The sequence below is a fragment of the Dawidia cretensis genome, from assembly GCF_018598175.1.
Classification (GTDB): domain Bacteria; phylum Bacteroidota; class Bacteroidia; order Cytophagales; family Cyclobacteriaceae; genus Ohtaekwangia; species Ohtaekwangia cretensis.
This window is the reverse complement of the sequence record NZ_JAHESE010000023.1, coordinates 103,822-122,243: the sequence shown is the minus strand read 5'-3', so window position 1 is coordinate 122,243 and position 18,422 is coordinate 103,822. Positions and strand designations below refer to the sequence as shown.

14 protein-coding genes and 1 pseudogene are annotated in these 18,422 nt (G+C 51.2%); 14 read left to right on the top strand and 1 reads right to left on the bottom strand.

From position 1 onward, the window contains the following. A partial coding sequence (locus KK062_RS20090; RefSeq protein ID WP_254086135.1) for a hypothetical protein occupies positions 1-348 on the bottom strand: 348 nt, incomplete at its 3' end. Positions 349-627: 279 nt separating this feature from the next. Between KK062_RS20090 and KK062_RS20085 the strand changes: the two genes are divergently transcribed. The 14 genes and pseudogenes from KK062_RS20085 (at position 628) to KK062_RS20020 (ending at position 18,411) form a co-directional block, all read left to right on the top strand. After that, positions 628-897, top strand: a complete 270-nt coding sequence (locus KK062_RS20085; protein WP_254086134.1) for a hypothetical protein — start codon at positions 628-630, stop codon at positions 895-897. A 63-nt stretch (positions 898-960) separates the two neighbouring features. Then, positions 961-1,973 (top strand): annotated as a pseudogene (locus KK062_RS20080) (LLM class flavin-dependent oxidoreductase). Positions 1,974-2,501: 528 nt separating this feature from the next. After that, on the top strand, positions 2,502-2,942 hold the full coding sequence (locus tag KK062_RS20075) for a type IV pilin protein (RefSeq protein ID WP_254086132.1): 441 nt from the start codon (positions 2,502-2,504) through the stop codon (positions 2,940-2,942). Positions 2,943-2,954: 12 nt separating this feature from the next. Beyond that, positions 2,955-3,422 (top strand): hypothetical protein, encoded by a 468-nt coding sequence (locus tag KK062_RS20070; protein ID WP_254086131.1) that lies wholly within the window; start codon positions 2,955-2,957, stop codon positions 3,420-3,422. After that, positions 3,422-4,873, top strand: a complete 1,452-nt coding sequence (locus KK062_RS20065; RefSeq protein WP_254086130.1) for a GspE/PulE family protein — start codon at positions 3,422-3,424, stop codon at positions 4,871-4,873. The genes KK062_RS20070 and KK062_RS20065 overlap by 1 nt, the downstream gene beginning before the upstream one ends. Next, positions 4,860-6,785 carry a type II secretion system protein GspD gene (locus KK062_RS20060; RefSeq protein ID WP_254086129.1) on the top strand — a complete coding sequence of 642 codons (1,926 nt, stop codon included), beginning with the start codon at positions 4,860-4,862 and terminating at the stop codon, positions 6,783-6,785. Before KK062_RS20065 ends, KK062_RS20060 begins: the two co-directional genes overlap by 14 nt. Positions 6,786-6,789: 4 nt before the next feature. Continuing rightward, the gene (locus KK062_RS20055; protein ID WP_254086128.1) at positions 6,790-8,016 is read left to right on the top strand and encodes a hypothetical protein; all 1,227 of its coding nucleotides are present in this window, start codon (positions 6,790-6,792) and stop codon (positions 8,014-8,016) included. Continuing rightward, positions 8,013-8,504 carry a hypothetical protein gene (locus KK062_RS20050; RefSeq protein WP_254086127.1) on the top strand — a complete coding sequence of 164 codons (492 nt, stop codon included), beginning with the start codon at positions 8,013-8,015 and terminating at the stop codon, positions 8,502-8,504. Before KK062_RS20055 ends, KK062_RS20050 begins: the two co-directional genes overlap by 4 nt. Beyond that, a complete protein-coding gene (locus KK062_RS20045; RefSeq protein WP_254086126.1) occupies positions 8,497-9,159 on the top strand; it encodes a hypothetical protein in 663 nt (220 codons plus the stop codon). The genes KK062_RS20050 and KK062_RS20045 overlap by 8 nt, the downstream gene beginning before the upstream one ends. 7 nt (positions 9,160-9,166) lie before the next feature. After that, complete coding sequence (locus KK062_RS20040; protein WP_254086125.1) at positions 9,167-9,664, top strand: hypothetical protein; 498 nt, start codon at positions 9,167-9,169, stop codon at positions 9,662-9,664. Between the two features lie 9 nt (positions 9,665-9,673). Continuing rightward, on the top strand, positions 9,674-10,219 hold the full coding sequence (locus tag KK062_RS20035) for an OmpH/Skp family outer membrane protein (protein ID WP_254086124.1): 546 nt from the start codon (positions 9,674-9,676) through the stop codon (positions 10,217-10,219). Next, positions 10,216-10,848, top strand: coding sequence for a hypothetical protein (locus KK062_RS20030; protein ID WP_254086123.1), 633 nt, complete (start codon positions 10,216-10,218; stop codon positions 10,846-10,848). Before KK062_RS20035 ends, KK062_RS20030 begins: the two co-directional genes overlap by 4 nt. A 233-nt stretch (positions 10,849-11,081) precedes the next feature. Continuing rightward, positions 11,082-13,343 carry a hypothetical protein gene (locus KK062_RS20025; RefSeq protein WP_254086122.1) on the top strand — a complete coding sequence of 754 codons (2,262 nt, stop codon included), beginning with the start codon at positions 11,082-11,084 and terminating at the stop codon, positions 13,341-13,343. 52 nt (positions 13,344-13,395) lie between these two features. Continuing rightward, positions 13,396-18,411 (top strand): hypothetical protein, encoded by a 5,016-nt coding sequence (locus KK062_RS20020; RefSeq protein WP_254086121.1) that lies wholly within the window; start codon positions 13,396-13,398, stop codon positions 18,409-18,411. Positions 18,412-18,422: the final 11 nt, after the last annotated feature.

Below are 18,422 nucleotides of genomic sequence, written 5' to 3'. Positions count from 1 at the left end.
GAGCAGGCGCGTATGTTCGGAGAGCGTAATACGACGACGGCCCCATTCGCCGGTGCCGTCGCGCAGTTGTACCTGGCGCATGATACTGTTTATGTCACTGCCGAAGTTATAGTCTGACAGATGCCGGATTTGAAGCATTGCCATCCGTACATAACTGCCGTGGCGCGAGCAACCGCCAAACTCCGACATGGTACGACGTGTGTTTTTAAAACTGGGGCTTGTTTTTACTTTATCGGCGCTGGGCCCGCCCTTGCGACGAACGACAATCCTGTCGATTCCACGCATGCGATAGGCGCTAAACATGTCAAACTTGCCGGTAAAGGCAAATGGTCCTTCGAGAAAGGGCATAATCGATTGGTTTTTAAGTAACGAGAGGTTTTTTCGACAACGGTCAAAATAGTAACGGTGTCTGAATCGAATGTACGGAAAGGGGGGGCGACTGTCAATCAATTGAATAAATTAAATTTTAAGGAAAAGATTTTCATTAGGAGATGTTCAATACCTATATAATATTTGAATATCTATTGGATAAAATTTAATTAACTATTGGATATCTATTCTATATATCGACATTTGATAGACTCTATACCGGATTTTTCGGGTATATCCAATGGAACTAAAACTACTATGTTTGAAGCCTTTAGAAGAATATCCATCGTCCTTATAAACGCAGCGATCTTGTTCATGCTCGCCCGTATTATTCTTTTTGATGAGAACAGCGACGCCCTGGGAGCGTTCGGGATAGCGTCTCTCATCTTCCTGTTCGTCTATAATGTCTATGCGCTCATACTTTATAACGTCTTCTGGGAGAATCCCCGAAAACTTTGGTACCTCGAGGCAGCCTATGTCCTGCTGTTGTTGTTACCCATGATATTCCTGCATCACATGTTTTCTTAAGGAAGCTCCCCGGGAACCATCCTCCTGAAAAGCATGTTGTAACATCAATCAAGGAGGAAACCTATGGAAATTGGAATAGACAGCTTTGCCGCTACCATCGGAAGCAATCAAAGTAACATGGATTCGATGGCGCAGCTGCTGCAACGGATCGAGACGGCCGACCGGGTGGGGCTCGATGTTTTCGGCATTGGCGAACACCACCGCCGGGAATTTCTCGACTCAGCCCCGGCTGTAATCCTGGCCGCCGCCGCGGCCCGCACAAAAAACATCAAACTAACCAGTGCCGTGACCGTGCTCAGCGCGGCCGACCCGGTGCGCGTATTTCAGGAATTTGCCACCCTGGACCTGATCTCGCAAGGGCGGGCAGAATTGGTGGTAGGACGGGGCTCCTTCACGGACTCGTTCCCGTTGTTCGGCTTCAAGCTACAAGATTACGACGATCTCTTTGCCGAAAAACTGGATCTGCTTTTAAAGATCCGCGACCAGGAGGTTATTACATGGTCAGGCCGTTTCCGGCCGGCCTTAAAAGAACAGGCTATTTATCCGCGGCCCGTACAATCACCGATACCGGTATGGCTGGGCGTAGGCGGCACACCTGCATCGTTCGCCCGTGCCGGCATGTTAGGGCTGCCGTTGATGGTGGCCGTCATCGGTGGCGAAACGCACCGCTTCCGGCCTCTGATCGACCTGTATCGCGAGGCTGGCGCCAAAGCCGGTCATGCCCCGGAGAAACTAAAGATAGGTCTGCATTCACTGGGCTTCGTTGCCGCCACCACGCAGGAGGCACACGACGAATTTTTCCCGGGTTATGCTACGACCTTTACAAAGATCGGCCGTGAGCGTGGCTGGCCGCCCGTAACCCGCCCGCACTTTGATGCCCAGGTCGGGCCGCGCGGCGCCCTGGTGATCGGCAGCCCTGAAGAGGTAGCGGAGAAGATTCTACGCCACAGCGAGCACTTGGTGGAGTCAGCCGGTTTACCTTCCAAATGGATAATGCGCATTTACCACAAGAAAAGCTGCTGCGTTCGATTGAATTGATTGGAACGAAGGTAATCCCGCTGGTAGCCCAAGGGTGAGGCCGGATGCTACAGCAAATAAGTTTGCTGAAGCGTCATCTTTACCCTCATTGACTTCTCGCTACGTGCGAAATTGCCAATGTATATCGGAGACAACAAGGCCGCTGTCGCACTGCGGCAGTGGCCTTGTTTGTATAGCTGTCGCTAAAAAAGTTACTATTGCGCGCGATCAAACGTTTTCGAGGTTCCATGCCATACGATCACGTATAGCAATATCACTGTTGATAATGTACGCCTGCTGTATGAATCAAAATACCTGGAATAAAAACACGAGCGTCACTACAGACGGCATAGAGCAATCTGACCGTAACCGAAAGGCGGGACATCAGGATTGGTAATAATACACTGCCAGCCAAGGCGTTGCATGTTCAGAATCAAGCGACACTTCGTATACCATGAGCGGTATAACATTTTTCTTGGATAATGCTGCAGTGTCGACACTAAATGTTTAGGAATAAAAGATGAACAATGTAATAAATAGTTGAAAGTGCATTTTTTATCGATAGACAACGTGTCTATTTTTGCCGCATGAAAAACAAGACCTGCCGGCGCGTCCACAGGATCCTGGCAAAAAACGTGTCGTCGTTTACGCTATCGGAGCTGTTGGTCGTTTTGGTTATTATCGGGATCCTGGTCCTACTGGCCTTGCCAGTACTGATGCCGTTGATCTCGCGCACGCGCAGTGTGGAAGCGAAGCAGGGCCTTAAACACATCTACACGTTAGAAAAAACATTCTTTTACGAATTTTCTAAATACTCCGGCGACCTGGAAAAGGTCGGGTTCGAGCAAGAGCAACTCGTAACGGAAGGAGAGGACGGAAAAGCAAACTATACGTTCGAAATTGTCCAGGCAGACGTGAGGGGCTTCATGGCCCGCGCGACCGCGGTGGTGGATTTTGACGGCGACGGCGAGTTCAATGTTTGGGAGATTGATGAAAAAAGCAATCTCACCGAGGTTGTAAAGGACTAAAGTAGCCGCGATATGCTGGCATTTTCGATCCTGGCAGCGGTATTACTGCTTTGCATTGGTTATGAGGATTTTGCGCACCGGACAGTAAAGTTAGTATGGTATTTGTTGCTGCCGGCAGCATTGTTGCCACTGCGGTTTTCGCATGTGACCTTCGAGGAATTTGGGATTTCTTTTCTGATGAATATCGCATATATGGTGCTGTTGTTATCGGTGGCGTTAGGGGTTCTCTACGTCCGTCACAAGCGGATGGTGTCACCGTTGTCATCCATCGGCTTGGGCGATATTCTTTTTTTTGCGATCCTCGCCATGTGGTTTGATACCCCCAGCTTCATCATCTTTATTTCGCTTAGCCTGATCGTGGCCCTGGTGGCACATACTCTCTTACAAAGATTTTCGTTTTACCGGCGGCATCAAACCGTGCCGTTGGCCGGCATGCAAAGCCTGTGTTTTCTCGTCATATTCCTAACCTCTGTTATCTGATGGAACCTGCCGCAGATGGGACAGAGATAATACTCGACACGGAGACACGGAAATTAGTGTCCGGCGACCTGGCCTGGCACTACCGCATTCTGCCCGCTCGGGTTTCAGGCGACACCCTCCACCTGTATGCCGACGCCAGCCGCAGTGGCCAGGCGTTGCAAGAGGAGCTGGAGATTGTACTGGGCCGCAAAGTAAAGCTGCTGGCACATGATTCCGAGCTGATCGGAAAGGCGTTGGCGCTCTATTATATCAAAGGGACTTCTACACAGGAAGCCGGCGGCGCCGTAAAGATCGATATCGGTCAGAAGGACTTTGTGTCGGAGTTGATCCAGGAGGCGCGCCTGCTCAAGAGCAGTGATATTCACCTGGAGATCTACGAGGAGAAATGCCGCATACGCCTGCGCGTAGACGGCAAGTTGGCCGAGCGTATTACCCTGAATAAGCGCGACTACCCGGCGCTGGTCAACAAGATCAAGATCATGGCCGGCATGGACATCTCCGAACGCCGGTTACCCCAGGATGGACGTATTTTCTTTAACCGCAACGGTCTGAAGTTCGACATTCGCGTGTCGGTGCTGCCGACGTTGTACGGGGAGAAAATTGTATTGCGTATCCTGGGCAATAACGCGATGGAGATCGATCTCCGGCAGTTGGGTTTATCGGCAATCGACTTTGAACGATATCACCAGAGTATACGCAAACCCAACGGTATCGTGCTGATCAGCGGCCCGACCGGTTCGGGCAAAACCACGACGCTCTACGCCACGCTCAAGCTGCTGAACAAAGAAAGCGACAATATCCTGACCGTCGAAGATCCGATCGAGTATACCCTCGACGGCATCAACCAGGTGCAGGTCAAAGAAGACATTGGGTTCACGTTCCCCCGGGCGCTGCGCACATTCCTGCGCCAGGACCCGGATATCATCATGGTGGGAGAAATCCGCGATGCCGAAACTGCCACGCTTGCGATACGCGCAGCGCTGACAGGTCACCTCGTATTGTCCACGATCCACACCAACTCGGCCTGGGGTACAATCTCACGTCTCATCGACATGGGCATTCCGTCCTTTCTCCTCGCGAATACGCTCAACGCCACGCTGGCCCAACGGCTCGTACGGGTGTTGTGCCCGCATTGCAAGGAAAAAGCGTCGGTAAACGACCATGTATTTCCGGCTGGTTTTACAAAGAAACATACCGTTACCGAGCACTACGTCGCCAAAGGGTGCAAGGAGTGTTTTTTTACCGGGTTCCGCGGACGAAAAGCGATCTACGAAATTATACCGGTAGACAACCAGGTGTCCGACTTTATCCTGGAGAACGCCAAGGCCGTGGGCGATTATTTCCGGTCACTTGGCATCAAAACGTTACAGGAAGGTGCGCTGGATGTACTCCGCAGCGGCGAAACAAGCCTGGAAGAAATTTACCCTCTCTTATTGAATGAGAACTACTAGCGCGAAACTGGCGATATGCATGTTGTTTTGTTGCCTGGCCTGGATGGCGCACGGGCAAACAGATGATCCGTTTGCGCAACGGCTGGCCTACATCGGCGGCCAGCTGGAGATGCTTTCCGATTCATTGTCACCCGGGTTGCGCGAGCCGGCCAACTTTTCCGTATCGGGCTCATCCATTCAGGTCTTTCTGCGTACGTTGGCAGAGAGTCACGGGCTGAACATTCAGATCGACCCTGCGCTGAACATCACGCTGACCAATAATTTTACCAGTGTACCGGTCAGGGATATCATTTATTTCCTGTGCGAGGAATACCGGCTTGATATACGCTTTACAGGCACTATTCTATCTTTTACAAAATACCAGGCACCCTTTGTAGCGGCGCCCCCGCCGGTGGTGCGAAAGCTGAAGATTCAATTCGATCCGGCTACCCGGCGCGTGTCGTTTGACTTACAGAATGACAGCCTACGTGCTGTTGTAAAAGAGCTCACGCGCCTCACGGACCGCAACGTGATTGCCAACGGAGGAATAGAGATTGAGCACAAACTTGTGACTGGCTTTATTCGCGACCTTCCCCTGGAAAGCGCGCTAGATAAGCTGGCCTATACCAACGGTCTGCGTTTGACGCGGTCGAAAGACGATGTCTTTATACTTGAGAATGCGCAGGGCGGCAACACGCCGTCCAGTATCCCCAGCACGTCCTCAGCTTCATCCATCCAACGCCTGTCGGCGCAGGGCGACATTAATTTCCAGGATTCGCTGATTACGCTGGATGTGGTGAACTACCCAATCCTCGAGATTATTCACCAGGTGTCTACGCACCTGGGGATCAACTATATCCTTTTTTCCGAAATCACCGGCAACACCACGGCGAAGGTCAGACGCGTGCGCTATAGCGAGATGCTCTCATTCCTGTTTCAGGGGACCACCTATACCTACAAGAAGAGAGATGGCGTCTACCTGATGGGACAGCGTACACAAGAGGGTTTCCGTGTAACAGAAATGCTCAAGCTGAACTTCCGAACGATCGAGGGGATCGAGCGGGAGATTCCGTCCGACATGATGAAAGAGATGGAAGTGAAGGTTGTGAAAGAATTGAACGCCTTTATTGTCACCGGTAACAAACACAAGATCGACGAGCTCTTTGCCTTTGTCAAGCTCATCGACCAGCCTATTCCCAATATCCTCATCGAAGTAATTGTGGCGGAAGTGGACAAAGGGTTCTCCCTGACGACCGGCATAAAAGCTGTGCTCTCAGACTCCGTGCCGAAGACGGGTGGTTCGGTGTTCCCGGGATTGGACATGACGATCGGCTCAGGTTCCATCAATAACCTGCTGAGTAAGCTCGATACGAAAGGGGTTGCCAACCTCGGCCGCGTGACACCGGGTTTTTACGCCACCCTGACGGCGCTTGAGAAAAATAACAACATCCAGATCCGGTCAACGCCGAAGCTATCGGCCATGAATGGCAGCAAGGCAAACCTCGTCATCGGGCGTTCGACGTACTACTCCGAGCAGACGCAGAATGTTACCGGCGGGGTCACTCCGATCAACAGCACCACACAACGATTTATAAAGATTGACGCGAACATGTCGATTACGATCAGTCCATTAGTCTCCGGCAACGAACATATTACACTCGACATTTCCTCCGAGTTTTCGGACTTCACGGCACCGAGCCAACCCAATGCGCCTCCGGGAAGTACCACACGAAAATTTGAATCGAAAATCCGGGTGCAGAACGAGGAGATGATCATTCTGGGAGGGATGGAGCAATCGTCGCGGTCGGAAAGTGGCAGCGGTGTTCCGCTACTCTCGCGTATTCCGGTATTGAAGTGGTTATTCAGCTATCGCCAGAAAGATAAAAAAGACTACCGGCTGATCGTGTTTATCAAACCTACGCTGGTGTATTAAGGCTATGCAAATCAGGTCGCTTATCAACTTTGGCAGCGCGCTTCCGGTCATGACCGGGGTAAACGTGCGTCTACAGGACGACGGCGGTCTGGCTATTAGCATCGCGGTATTGAAGCAAGAGAAGGACGTCGTCAAGCAGACCTTTACCACGGCTGACCTAACATCCGTGGAGCAACTCCGCCAGGTGTTGCACGAGCAAGTACCGGCAGGGGCGCGCGTTCATCTGAATATAGAAGGACGCGGTGTACTCCCGAAGTCGGCTACGCCGGCAGCAGACATACGCCTGGACGTGTTGCAGAAACAGCTTTTTCCCATGATCCGCGAGGAGGATTTCGTAGCCCAGCGGTATCGCTCCGGCGCCGAGCATTTCCTGCTGATCCTGCGCAAGGATGTGCTGACTGCACTAATGCCGGCTTTTGCGCAGCATTCATTGATATCGTTTTCCCTGGGAGCGTTTGTTGTTGCACCGGTGCTCCCGTTGCTTCCGCCCGGAGAATTCGTAGCGCTGCCGTATTACACTTTACAGCGCCGCGAGAATCGAATCACGGCGGTACACGCGCGTGAAGCGGGTGCTGTCGCCACCTTTTCACTGGGAGAGGAACGTGTGTCTTCCGATATATTTCTGGCGTATGCCGGAGCCTGGTCTCTGCTGCTCGGCCATGCCGACCTGGACGTCGCCGGCTGGCCTGCGCTGCACGAAAATAACGATCGTTATCAGCGACAGGCACACCTGCATACTGCCGGTAAGTGGGCACTGGTAGCACTGTTGGTGCTCCTGCTCGTCAACATGGCGGTGAACTTCTGGCTGCAAGGAGCAAATGATGAAATGGAATTACACGCGGTGCAGGTAACAGACCGCCAGCAAAAGAATAGCCGGGAGCAGCATCAACAGACGAACCTCACGAACTTCCTCGAGCACGCAGGCTGGGAGTCGAACATCCTGCCGTTGTATTATGCCGACCAGGTAGGACAGCTCACAGGCGATGGCATCGAGCTGACGAGCCTGGAAATCGGAGTGATCGACGACGGAATCCTGAAGAGCTTACGCAAGCATGTATACCGTCCCAGCGTGCTTCGGGTGAAAGGCCTGGCCCGCGACCCACTGGCCTTACAACGGATGCTCCAGGCATTCATGCAACGTCCCTGGGTAAAGGCTATCACCGAGCAGCGCTACCAGCATGATGCGCGGTCGCAAAAAGGAGTGTTTGAATTTTACGTGCAGTTGCCATGAACGTGACATCGCTACAGCAAAATCCGAAACTTGTGTACGGCATAGCCGCTGCGATCGTCTGCCTATTGGTGTTCGTACCGTTGCGCAGCACGTGGACGCTATGGCAGGATCATCAGAAGCTAAGCCGGTCACTGGCGCAACACACGCCGACACGTGTTGCATCGGGTAAGCAAGCAATTGCCTGGGACGGGCCGCCCGAAGATGTGTTTGCCTCGGTAAGCCGGGCTGCGCAGGCGCACCACGTTATCGTAAAACGTTTTGATCCACCCCGCGAGACGGAGGAAGAAGGCGTAACCGTGCAAACCTGGCAAGTATCCCTCGAGGGTAGATTTATAGATCTACTCGGCTGTCTGCATAACACAGGCGAAGAATTGAAACGGGTAAAAGTCGTTTCGTTAAAATTCGACCGGGAAGAAGTCAATAAAAAGGCCGTGTTGATTGCACGTGTCGTATTTCAGTCTGCTAAACCGCTGGAAATCCATGAATAAATATTTAGTGTCGCTTTTGCTGTTTGTACTGACTTTGGCGGTGACATGCTGCGATGATATTTTGGAGACAGACTTGTCCGATGACACGGTCACGCTACGTCTGCCCGCCGACGGTGTTACACAAACCGACTCGGTCGCGGTGTTGTTCTGGTGGGAGGAATTGGAGGGGGCCTCGACGTATGAGCTACAAGTCGTATCACCGGACAATACAAATCCGCAAAGCCTCTTGATCGATACCCTTGTTACAAAGCCGCAGTTCTCGATGACGCTACCAGCAGGACAATACCAGTGGTGCGTGCGCGGAGTTAACAGCGGTTACAAGACAGAATTTGTGTGCCGCACAATTACCATTACCGAAACGGATCCCATACCGCCAAAAGAAATTGTAGTGCTTCAGTACCCGGCAAACAACGTTACGCTGAAAGGCACACAAAAGATAAACTTTACATGGAGCCCCCTGGTCGATGCCAGCGAATACAATTTGCTGATCGTATTCCCTAACCGTCAATCACAGCAACTCCTCAAGCTGGACTCCGCGCTCACCGGCACGAAAGTTCTCTGGGAGCTGACTCCCGGAGAGTACGAGTGGTGTGTAAAGGCAACGCACGAAGGGGGAGAGACTGACTACGTGTGTCGCACGCTCACGATCGAATAACAAAGGCATGGAGTTCCTCAAGAACAAAAAACTGTTGATCCTTTCCGTATTGGTGGTCGGTATCTGGGGCATCATCGGCTACCGCATCTACGACCAGATGCAGGATGATGCACCTGTAGCGGTACGGCCTTCGCGTACGCCGGTGCAGACCGTCGCAGAGACCAATACGTACACGTTGTCACTCTCGTATCCGGATCCTTTTCTCCGGCAACAGGTAAAGCCTGTCGTAGCCGTAAAGAAATCCGTTGCGCCGAAGGTTCAGCGCCCAGTAGTGGCAACTGCGCCGAGTGTCATGATCAATTGGAGCCTGTTGCAATATAGGGGCATGATCAGCAATGCCACACGTAAAAAGAAAACTGCGATCGTACAGTATAGTGGCAAAGATTATATCGTCGGAGAAGGAGAGGAGATCGATGGTTTCAAAGTATTAGAGGTTCATGCTGATTCGATCCGGTTCGGCATGGACTCGCAAACAAAGTATATTAAGAAAAAAGTTAATCCATAAACATTCGCTATGCGCTTACAGAAAATTATCCTGGCCGGTATCATTGTCCTAATCGTGGGAGTGGCAGCCCTCGCCGCCTACGTGTATCAACACCAGGCACCGTCGATTGTTTATATCCGTTCTCAGGAGCTGATCGAAAAATACCGCGGTACGATCGAAGCGCGCGCGGAATTTGAGAAGCGGAAAACACAGATGATGGCAAATGTCGATTCACTGCGTCAGGATTTTCAACGAGCGGGTTCGCGTTACATGAGCCAGGCCGCCGGCATGAGTCCTGCGAAACGGGCCGAAGAGGAACGCCGGCTGGGACAGCAACAACAACAGGTGATGCAATACGAAAATGCCATCGACGGGAAAATAAATGAAGAAGATCAAAAAATGATGCAACAGGTATTAAATCAGGTCAACAGTTTTGTTGAAATGTATGCCTTGCGCGAGGGTTATGACTATATCCTGGGCACGACACTGTCCGGAAACCTGCTTTTTGGCAATAAGTCGCTGGATGTTACGGATGCCGTCGTAAAAGAGTTAAACGAACAGTATAAAGGAAAATGAAAAAACTGTCTCTTATAGCAGCCCTGAGCCTGTTCGTGTTATTGTCGTGCGATCGCACACCCGGTACGTTGGCGCCAGAGGAATATGGCGCCTGGCTGGCCGATCCGGACAACGGATTGTATAAATCGCGGAAGATCAATGGTATAACGCTGGATGCCCGTTTTCTTCCCGCTGAATACCAGGCCTACCGTTCCTACCGGCCGGAGCAAGGCGTGCCGTTTGATTCTGTGGTACAATCGTATAAGTGTGGGCTGGCGTTCCAGGTGACGCTGCAGGCAGAAAAAAGTAATGTGACGTATAGCGACTTGATGTATTATAACGTACCGGATCAACAGGAACTATCCAATCGTATGCGTTTTCTGAGTTTTAACATCCAGGAGTTTATCACGCTGACCAGCGATAGCACCACGTATGAGCCGGTGCTTTCCAATTTCGAGGGATATAACGCACTGGCTAACAAGATAAGTTTTATTGTGGCATTTGTTTTGCCGGAATATCACTGCGGCACATTTGATAGTGTACGCGAACCGTTGCAATTGACGTTCCAGGATCCATATTGGGAAATGGGTACGAATCACTTCAGTTTTGAAAAAAAAGTAATCATGAACCTTCCGAAGTTGTCGAGGTAATGTTACTTTTGTACGTCTAGTGTGGGATTTGATCGACGAGTTGAAATTATTGTATACTTACAAAGTATAACAATGAGATAATTTACCGTTGATGCGCAATGATTACGTGCATATACACCAGATAACATCACTCTTTGTGTAATTACGGAGTGCCCAACTCTGTCAGGCTCTTATAGTTATAGTATAATTTTAATAGTATGATACACAATTCCAATATTGTGCACGATATACCTATGCGTTCTATTTTATATTTTAAGGTCATAGCGCTCGCGCTATTTACATTTCTAACCGGAGCAGTTGCCGCGCAGACGCTCTATAAAGCGAACTGGGTCGACCCGACCAGCAACATCACCATTAACGCAGACCTCTCCATAACCCGAGCCGTTGGTGCATCGACGTACAACGGCGGTGCTGTCGGCGACAACATTCTTCCTGCGGGGCAGAATGGGTTTGTTCAAGTCACCTACGTGGCCAGCACATCAAACCGTTTCTTCATGGCCCTCAATATATTGGAAGAAGGGGTTTCCTACACCAGTAGTCAATATGCGATACAGATCGACGGTGCGCAGGCCCGTGTTTTCCAGTATGACGTCGGTGCCATAGCAACAACGACTGCCGCAGCAGGCGATGTGTTCAAGATCGAGCGCGTGGGTACATCTGTCACGTTCTACAAGAATGCGGATGTGCTCATTACGTTGAATGGCATACAAAGTCAATTCAGCTTGCGACCAGAAGCCATACTCCGCAGCGGTACGATGCCGCCAGTGTATTGCTCATTCGACAGGAAAGTCCTTGCCAAGCCAACAATACAGTTGCCGACATACACCAACAATAACGGTGTCATCGCGATCACGCCGGAAGGTGGCCAGGCCCCCTTCACGTACAGCTGGACTCCTATTGAACTGCAACCGACGTCGTCGATTTCAGGCAAACCACGCGGCATCTATTCCGTTACGGTAACGGACGCTGTCGGACGCGAGGGGACGGCTACGTATGAGTTAGGATATGAGATGGCCTGGAAGAACCTCGTCAATACCCAGATCAATGCCAACAACACGCTGCAGGCCGTTACCGGTACAGACAGCTGGGAAGCGGGGGCTGCCGCCGCCAATGTACTGCCGGCCAATACAAACGGCTGGGTTGAATTTATAATGCCCGAGCTGACTAAAACTGCCTTTGCCATTGGCCTGGCAACAATGGACAGGGGCACCACGTATACCCCGTTTCCGTACAGCATCTATGTACATCCACTCGGCTATGTCAAGGTATTTGAAAACAACGTAGACCGGGGCTCGCTGACGAGCGTCGTTAAAGGCGATAGATTCCGCATCACCCGTAACGGTACCAGCATTATATATTCCAGGAATGACATCCCTTTTCGTACAGTAACAAACGTCACCGCTTCCCCGGAATACTTCGTAGATGTAGCGATCCATGCACCCGCCGGGCCGCTGCCGTTGGTCACCGCGAGTTTTCCTCCCAAGCTGACGCTGGGCGCAACGCTCGTGCCGGTCAATGATAACAATACCGGCGGCAGCGTAACCGTAAATGTGAAAGGGGCACTGGGCACACCGAAATTCCTGTGGACCACCGGAGAGACCAGCGCTACGCTCAGCAATAAAGGACAGGGCACCTACACCGTTACGGTCACGGATGACCTCGGCCAGACCGCTACAAAAACTTTCTACCTTGGCTATGCTGCTCAATGGACCAATCGCATAAACCTACGGGTCAATGAAAATGCTACTGTAACAAAGACGCTCAGCAATGTCTCCGCGTGGGATACCGGTGCCTTATCGGCAAACCGACTACTGGCCGGCGAGAATGGCGATGTTTCGTTCACTGTAGACCGGGTATCGCCCTCGGACGTTTTTATGGTAGGTCTCACTTCTTACAACATCGATGCAGCCTACAATTCCATGGACTACTGCTTCTATTTCCTAAACGATGGCACTGTGTCCGTACGCGAAAAAGCTGCCAATCCCGGGATTTCGCTTTTGCACCAGGAAGACAATATTTACCGCATCGAGCGGAAAGATCTTTATGTGCGGTACTACGTCAACGAACAAATCCTCCGCACGGTGACACTCGCAGATAATAACAAAGAACTATATGCCGACGTCTCCATTAAGGCAGCGTCTGCACCACGGGTTCTGACCTCCTTCAATTATGTTCCGCGCACCTTATATGCCGTGAAAAACGGAAACTGGACAGGACCGGATGTATGGTCGCTGTCGGAGGGAGGTACGTCATCCGGAATTACTCCGGTATATGGCGACAACGTGCGGATAAAAGGATACGCTGTTGCCATCACCGGTGAAGTCGAGTGCAAGTCAATTCAGATTATCGCGCCGAGTACGAACACCAACCTCACCGTTGACGGTGCCGCTGCAGTGCTCACGGTAAAAGAGCACGTGAAGGTAAAAGGGGAGGATAACCAGGAACCTGTAAGTGCTTTCCTGGTAAAGAATTTAGCAAAGTTCAAAGTTCAGTAGTCGCCACGGCGAAATAATGCAGTGTGTTTTTGAATTAGTTTAAGCCTATTATATGATACGGAATCCCAGGATTGTACGCGGTATTGCTGTGTATCTTCTTTTTCAGTTTGCGAGCTCAATCGTTGTGCCATCGGCCTCGTACGCGTTGACGTCTGGACCCTCGCAGCCGGAGTTCTCCAGCTTCGAGCCCGTCGCAACGACCAATATGGTGGATGAGTTCAGCGGAGATTTCACCTATAATCTACCACTGCTCGAAGTGCCAGGACCGAATGGAAGCGGTTATCCGGTATCCTTGTCATATCACAGCGGTGCTTCACCGGAAGAGGAAGCCTCCTGGGTGGGATATGGCTGGACACTGAACGCGGGGGCGATCAATCGCTCGTTGCGCGGACTGCCAGATGACTACAACGGTCAGAATATCACGTTTCACAACAAGATGCCCAAGAACTGGACCGGTACGGTTGGCCTGGGGGTAGCATTCGAAGTTTTTGGAAAGGATCTGGGACTTGCTGACCTTAGCTTGAATGTCGCGTTGCGTTATAATAATTACCGGGGCTTCGGGTATAATACAGGCGTTGGATTGAGTTTGGGTAAAGGGGTTGTTTCGCTTGGCTACGGCGAATCCGATGGTGAAAAGCGAGTTTCAGCGTCCGTAAACCCGTATGCAGCTTTGAACTGGGTGCATGGCGCGGGGGCCACGGCCGTTAACGGAGATAGGATGGTCCGCATACTTAAGAAAGGCGGACACCAAAGAAAGAATAATCACGCGTATTCGCCAGGCGTTGGCATGTTCGGCAGCACCTATGGTATGTTTTCCTATACGGAATCAACCTTACCGAACGTTGTCGGGAAGTATAATGGGAAGTCGTACAACGTTACCATTGGAATTGAAGGCAACCCGATTCCGCTGCCAGTTGGTGGAACCACAAACATCACGGGAAGCTATGCGTATCAGCAGAACGTTCCAATGCAGGATGTGCCTGCATACGGGTTTATGTATTCAGCAGAGGGTGCCGGGAACACGGCTGCGTTAATGGATTATCACGTCGAACAGGAAAGTGATTTTAATAAACGCGAGGTATTCCTGGGGGTGCCCTTTAACGACGCCGATAATTTTATCGTCACCGGCGAAGGCATAGGCGGCGGTTTCAGGCTTCATAATAAAACAGCGGGTCACTTCGGACCACGACACGTCGAAAGCCAAACCGAGTTGTATAACGTCGGCGGCGAGATTGGAGCTGGTTGGACGTTTGGCCCCGGTGCGGACGTTGGCAAAGGTAAACATACACTGACGGCGCGAGACTGGACTCCTGATCGCGATTTGTCGGTGTTTCAAAGTGCTTCGAACAAGCAGGTCGACGAACCGGTATTTTTTCGCTTCAGCAGTGATCTCGCGGGCGAGTGGGGGACAAACCATACAGACAAGCCCATCCGTGTGAAGCTGGATGACCATGATATTTCGCTTGACCCCAACTACGCGCGGTACAATCAATCGGATGAACGCGTTGGACGATCGTCGTATATCGGCTATCACCTAAATGGTGAAATGCAATACGCAGACGGCCGCCCCAAACGCGAAGCCTATTGCCGCGACAACCGCGTTAACGCCATACTGCAAAGAAATGCCGAGGAGTATAGGGGCCTCGTCGGCGAGATGTCCGTTACCAACACTGCGGGAAACCGATATGTATACGGGCTACCCGTATATGCTAAAGGCGAGCGTAAATTAAGCTATAGCGCTGCGTCTGGCGTGGGGCATATCGAAGCCGACTACCTGGCAGATGTTTCCTCACGGCCCAATGATGATATTAAGGTGGGCGAAGAAAAGCTCAGCCCTTATGCGACCACATACCTACTAACGGAGATTACTACACCGGACTACGTAGACCGCGGCACAGCGGATAACGGTTATTGGGGCTCCAGCCCGGATGACCTGGGGGGCTATACTTATTTCAGCTACCTCAAATCTGGCAGTGAATGGTATACCTGGCGGGCCCCGTATGCGGGAATGTTGTACCAAAAGAACTCCCATTCTGACCCGCTCGATGATATGGTAAGCTATGCGGAAGGACAGAAAGAATTGTACTACCTGAAATACATCGAAACAAAAACACACGTAGCTATTTTCGAAACATCCGAGCGCAAAGATGGATATGGAGCCAGCGCGAATGCTTTTAGTACTAACAGGAACCCAGGGCCAGGCCGAACCGAGAAACTTGACCGAATTGACCTCTATCTTTTAGCAGATTGTAAGCGTAATGTTGCCGACGGCAAAATTACAGGTCCCAAAAGCGGAAGGAAGCCTATCAAGTCCGTGCTTTTTGACTATACAAATGACCTGGCAACGGGTATTCCCAATGGTCTGACTGAAACAACCGGAAAGTTAACATTGACACACGTTCATTTCGAATACAATGGGACCAATCCCACTAAAATAAGCCCGTATGAGTTCGAATATGCATATCCCAAAGATAACACCTACGGACTGTATCCGGACCACTATAAAAATGGCGCGGACAATGTCGTAAGCTTCTACGCCAACATGAAGGGCAGTGAAAATCCTGTCTATGATCCGTTGATGACCGACGCCTGGGGCAATTACCAATTCAACGGTCGCGAGCGTTTCGCAAATGATCGGCCCTGGCTTAATCAGAAGGCGGTTGATACCTTCGATCCGGCAGCCTGGCAGTTAAAGGTAATACGGCTGCCGTCGGGAGGAGAAATTCACGTACAATATGAGCAAGACGACTACAGCTATGTGCAAAACCAGGAGGCACATGTCATGGTCGCATTAAAATACGATCCGAACGAACAGAATTCACCTACAAGCCAACTATTCCATCGCTACTACATCGACCCGAAATCTATTGGGATTGACGATTCCGACGCCATGGCCTTAAAGAACATGCGAGATATGATCGGAAAGCGGTATGTCGAGGGAAAAAAGAAAATATATTTTCGATTCCTCTACAGTTTGATAGGCAACGACGTGCCGAATATGACCACCTGCAACGCCGAAAAAGTATCGGGATATGCGTCGGTAGTATCTTGCGGTGCGAATGAGATCGGTACGTATATCGAATTGCTGAAAGAAGATAATAATCGATTGCCGCGCGAAGCATGTATAGACTTCGTAAAGTCGCAACGATTGGGTAAGGTTGTGCCATCCAATGATTGTAGCCCGTCAGGTATGGATGATCCTTCTGATCCGGGCGACCTGGTGAACCAGCTGTCGAATATGGTTCTGTCACTCGCCCTCCCGGGAGACGACAACCTCTGTGTTCACTTAAACGAGCAGTACTCGTATTTCAGAATTCCGACACCGCTCGCAAAAAAAGGTGGCGGCGTACGGGTCAAGCGTCTTCTGATGTTTGACAAAGGATTGGAAAACGACGCAGTACTCTACGGCAACGAATATATCTATCAAATGAAAGGCGAAGCGGGAATGATCAGCAGTGGTGTCGCCACGAACGAGCCCTTGTCTATGCGCGAAGAGAATATATTGGTAGACTTTGTCGCCCGCAAAGTACAGAAGTTTGGAAGTAAGCTGGTCGCCGGTGAGGACAAAGAGCAGTCGGAAGGGCCGATCGGTGAAACGATTCTTCCGGCGCCCTCGGTGGGATACGCGCGCGTGGTCGTCAAGAATATTTACTCGGGAAATACCGCACCGGGATATAGTATAAGCCAGTTTAACACGGCACGTGAGTATCCGATCCGTCAGGCGAACCCAGACGATGGCGAGACGATGACACCGATCGCCGCAAGTGTCGATAACCCCAAGCCTCAGGCGTTCCCTTTTTATACGAAGATACGCACAAAAACAAGTGCAGTTCAGGGCTTTAGCTTTGTCGTCAATAGCATGCATGGTCAGCCGCAGAGTGTGCTGAACTACCAGGGTACGTATTCGCCAAGCCAGGACCTCAGCGGAATTACGCCGGTAAGCGGATTCGTCAACACATACTTTAGTCCTGGCGCTAACATACCGGTCATGTCGTCCCGATACAGCGGCATCACTGGCAAGAAGCTGGGACGCGAAGTGGACCTTACGTTCGCCCAGCGGCAAGTCGTTGAAGATTCCGACGATGTAAATGCCGAAGTGGATTTACAAATCACAATCATTCCACTGGCGTTTATTGTCCTGGTTATTCCATATCCCACGGCTATTCCGACATTCAGTGACATACGCGGCGAGTTGAATACACACGCTACTACTAAAGTGGTTCATTATCCGGCGATTCTGAAGAAAAGAACACTTTTTCAGAACGGCATCAAACACACGGAAGAAAATCTGGCCTTTGATGAGCATACGGGCCAGGCAGTTGCCGTACGCGCCTCGGATGAATTCCAGGGTGCATACCTCACGCAGACCATACCGGCCAGTTGGGAGTATTCGGCGATGGCAGGAAAATGGAAGACAGAGGGTAAACGCGTCACAGGCACCTTCCTGTTCACGGACGATTATCTTACGCTAGGCGACGATCCTTGTAATCTCGCCTTCTTTACAGACGGCGACCAGGTTCGCCTGGGAGATGCGTCATCTGAATCGTATTACTATGTGACAGGGAAAGATTACCTGGGGAATCGACTTCAGTTAGCGCTTGCACAGGGCGCGACGGCAGCAACAGCTTCTGTTTCCGAAATTGAAATTATCCGTGCGGGGCGCACTAATCAACTCACCGCCCAGGCGGGCACCATTCAGTCGCATTACGAACGCGCGGAAAATGCAGCGTTGAACCCGGTAGACCAGGCCAATCGATATTCGGACGAATCGGATAAAATTCTAGCCGGTGCGCAAAGCTTCGCGCAAGACCTCCGGGACGCGGCAAAGGTGCTTTCCGGAAAAGGTGACTTTACGTTGCCTGGCCCCTATACCGAAATGGACATGAGCGCGTTTGCTGCGCAGGCTGGTACATGCTCGAAAGATCTCTCGAATATTACCATCCGAGAAGTGACGTTCCGGTATGAGGTGGGCGACGACAGCCAGGCGAAGATCGAGCTGATGGAGTTCTGGATGGATTGTTCCGGAATAAGAGACGGTCACGTGAAGGCCGAAGGATGGAAGGAATAACACGTACGGAG

Bases quoted from the DNA above. Each gene is read 5' to 3' on its own strand.
- KK062_RS20085 (WP_254086134.1), top strand. From the start codon at position 628: ATGTTTGAAGCCTTTAGAAGAATATCCATCGTCCTTATAAACGCAGCG.
- KK062_RS20075 (WP_254086132.1), top strand. From the start codon at position 2,502: ATGAAAAACAAGACCTGCCGGCGCGTCCACAGGATCCTGGCAAAAAAC.
- KK062_RS20070 (WP_254086131.1), top strand. From the start codon at position 2,955: ATGCTGGCATTTTCGATCCTGGCAGCGGTATTACTGCTTTGCATTGGT.
- KK062_RS20065 (WP_254086130.1), top strand. From the start codon at position 3,422: ATGGAACCTGCCGCAGATGGGACAGAGATAATACTCGACACGGAGACA.
- KK062_RS20060 (WP_254086129.1), top strand. From the start codon at position 4,860: ATGAGAACTACTAGCGCGAAACTGGCGATATGCATGTTGTTTTGTTGC.
- KK062_RS20055 (WP_254086128.1), top strand. From the start codon at position 6,790: ATGCAAATCAGGTCGCTTATCAACTTTGGCAGCGCGCTTCCGGTCATG.
- KK062_RS20050 (WP_254086127.1), top strand. From the start codon at position 8,013: ATGAACGTGACATCGCTACAGCAAAATCCGAAACTTGTGTACGGCATA.
- KK062_RS20045 (WP_254086126.1), top strand. From the start codon at position 8,497: ATGAATAAATATTTAGTGTCGCTTTTGCTGTTTGTACTGACTTTGGCG.
- KK062_RS20040 (WP_254086125.1), top strand. From the start codon at position 9,167: ATGGAGTTCCTCAAGAACAAAAAACTGTTGATCCTTTCCGTATTGGTG.
- KK062_RS20035 (WP_254086124.1), top strand. From the start codon at position 9,674: ATGCGCTTACAGAAAATTATCCTGGCCGGTATCATTGTCCTAATCGTG.
- KK062_RS20030 (WP_254086123.1), top strand. From the start codon at position 10,216: ATGAAAAAACTGTCTCTTATAGCAGCCCTGAGCCTGTTCGTGTTATTG.
- KK062_RS20025 (WP_254086122.1), top strand. From the start codon at position 11,082: ATGCGTTCTATTTTATATTTTAAGGTCATAGCGCTCGCGCTATTTACA.
- KK062_RS20020 (WP_254086121.1), top strand. From the start codon at position 13,396: ATGATACGGAATCCCAGGATTGTACGCGGTATTGCTGTGTATCTTCTT.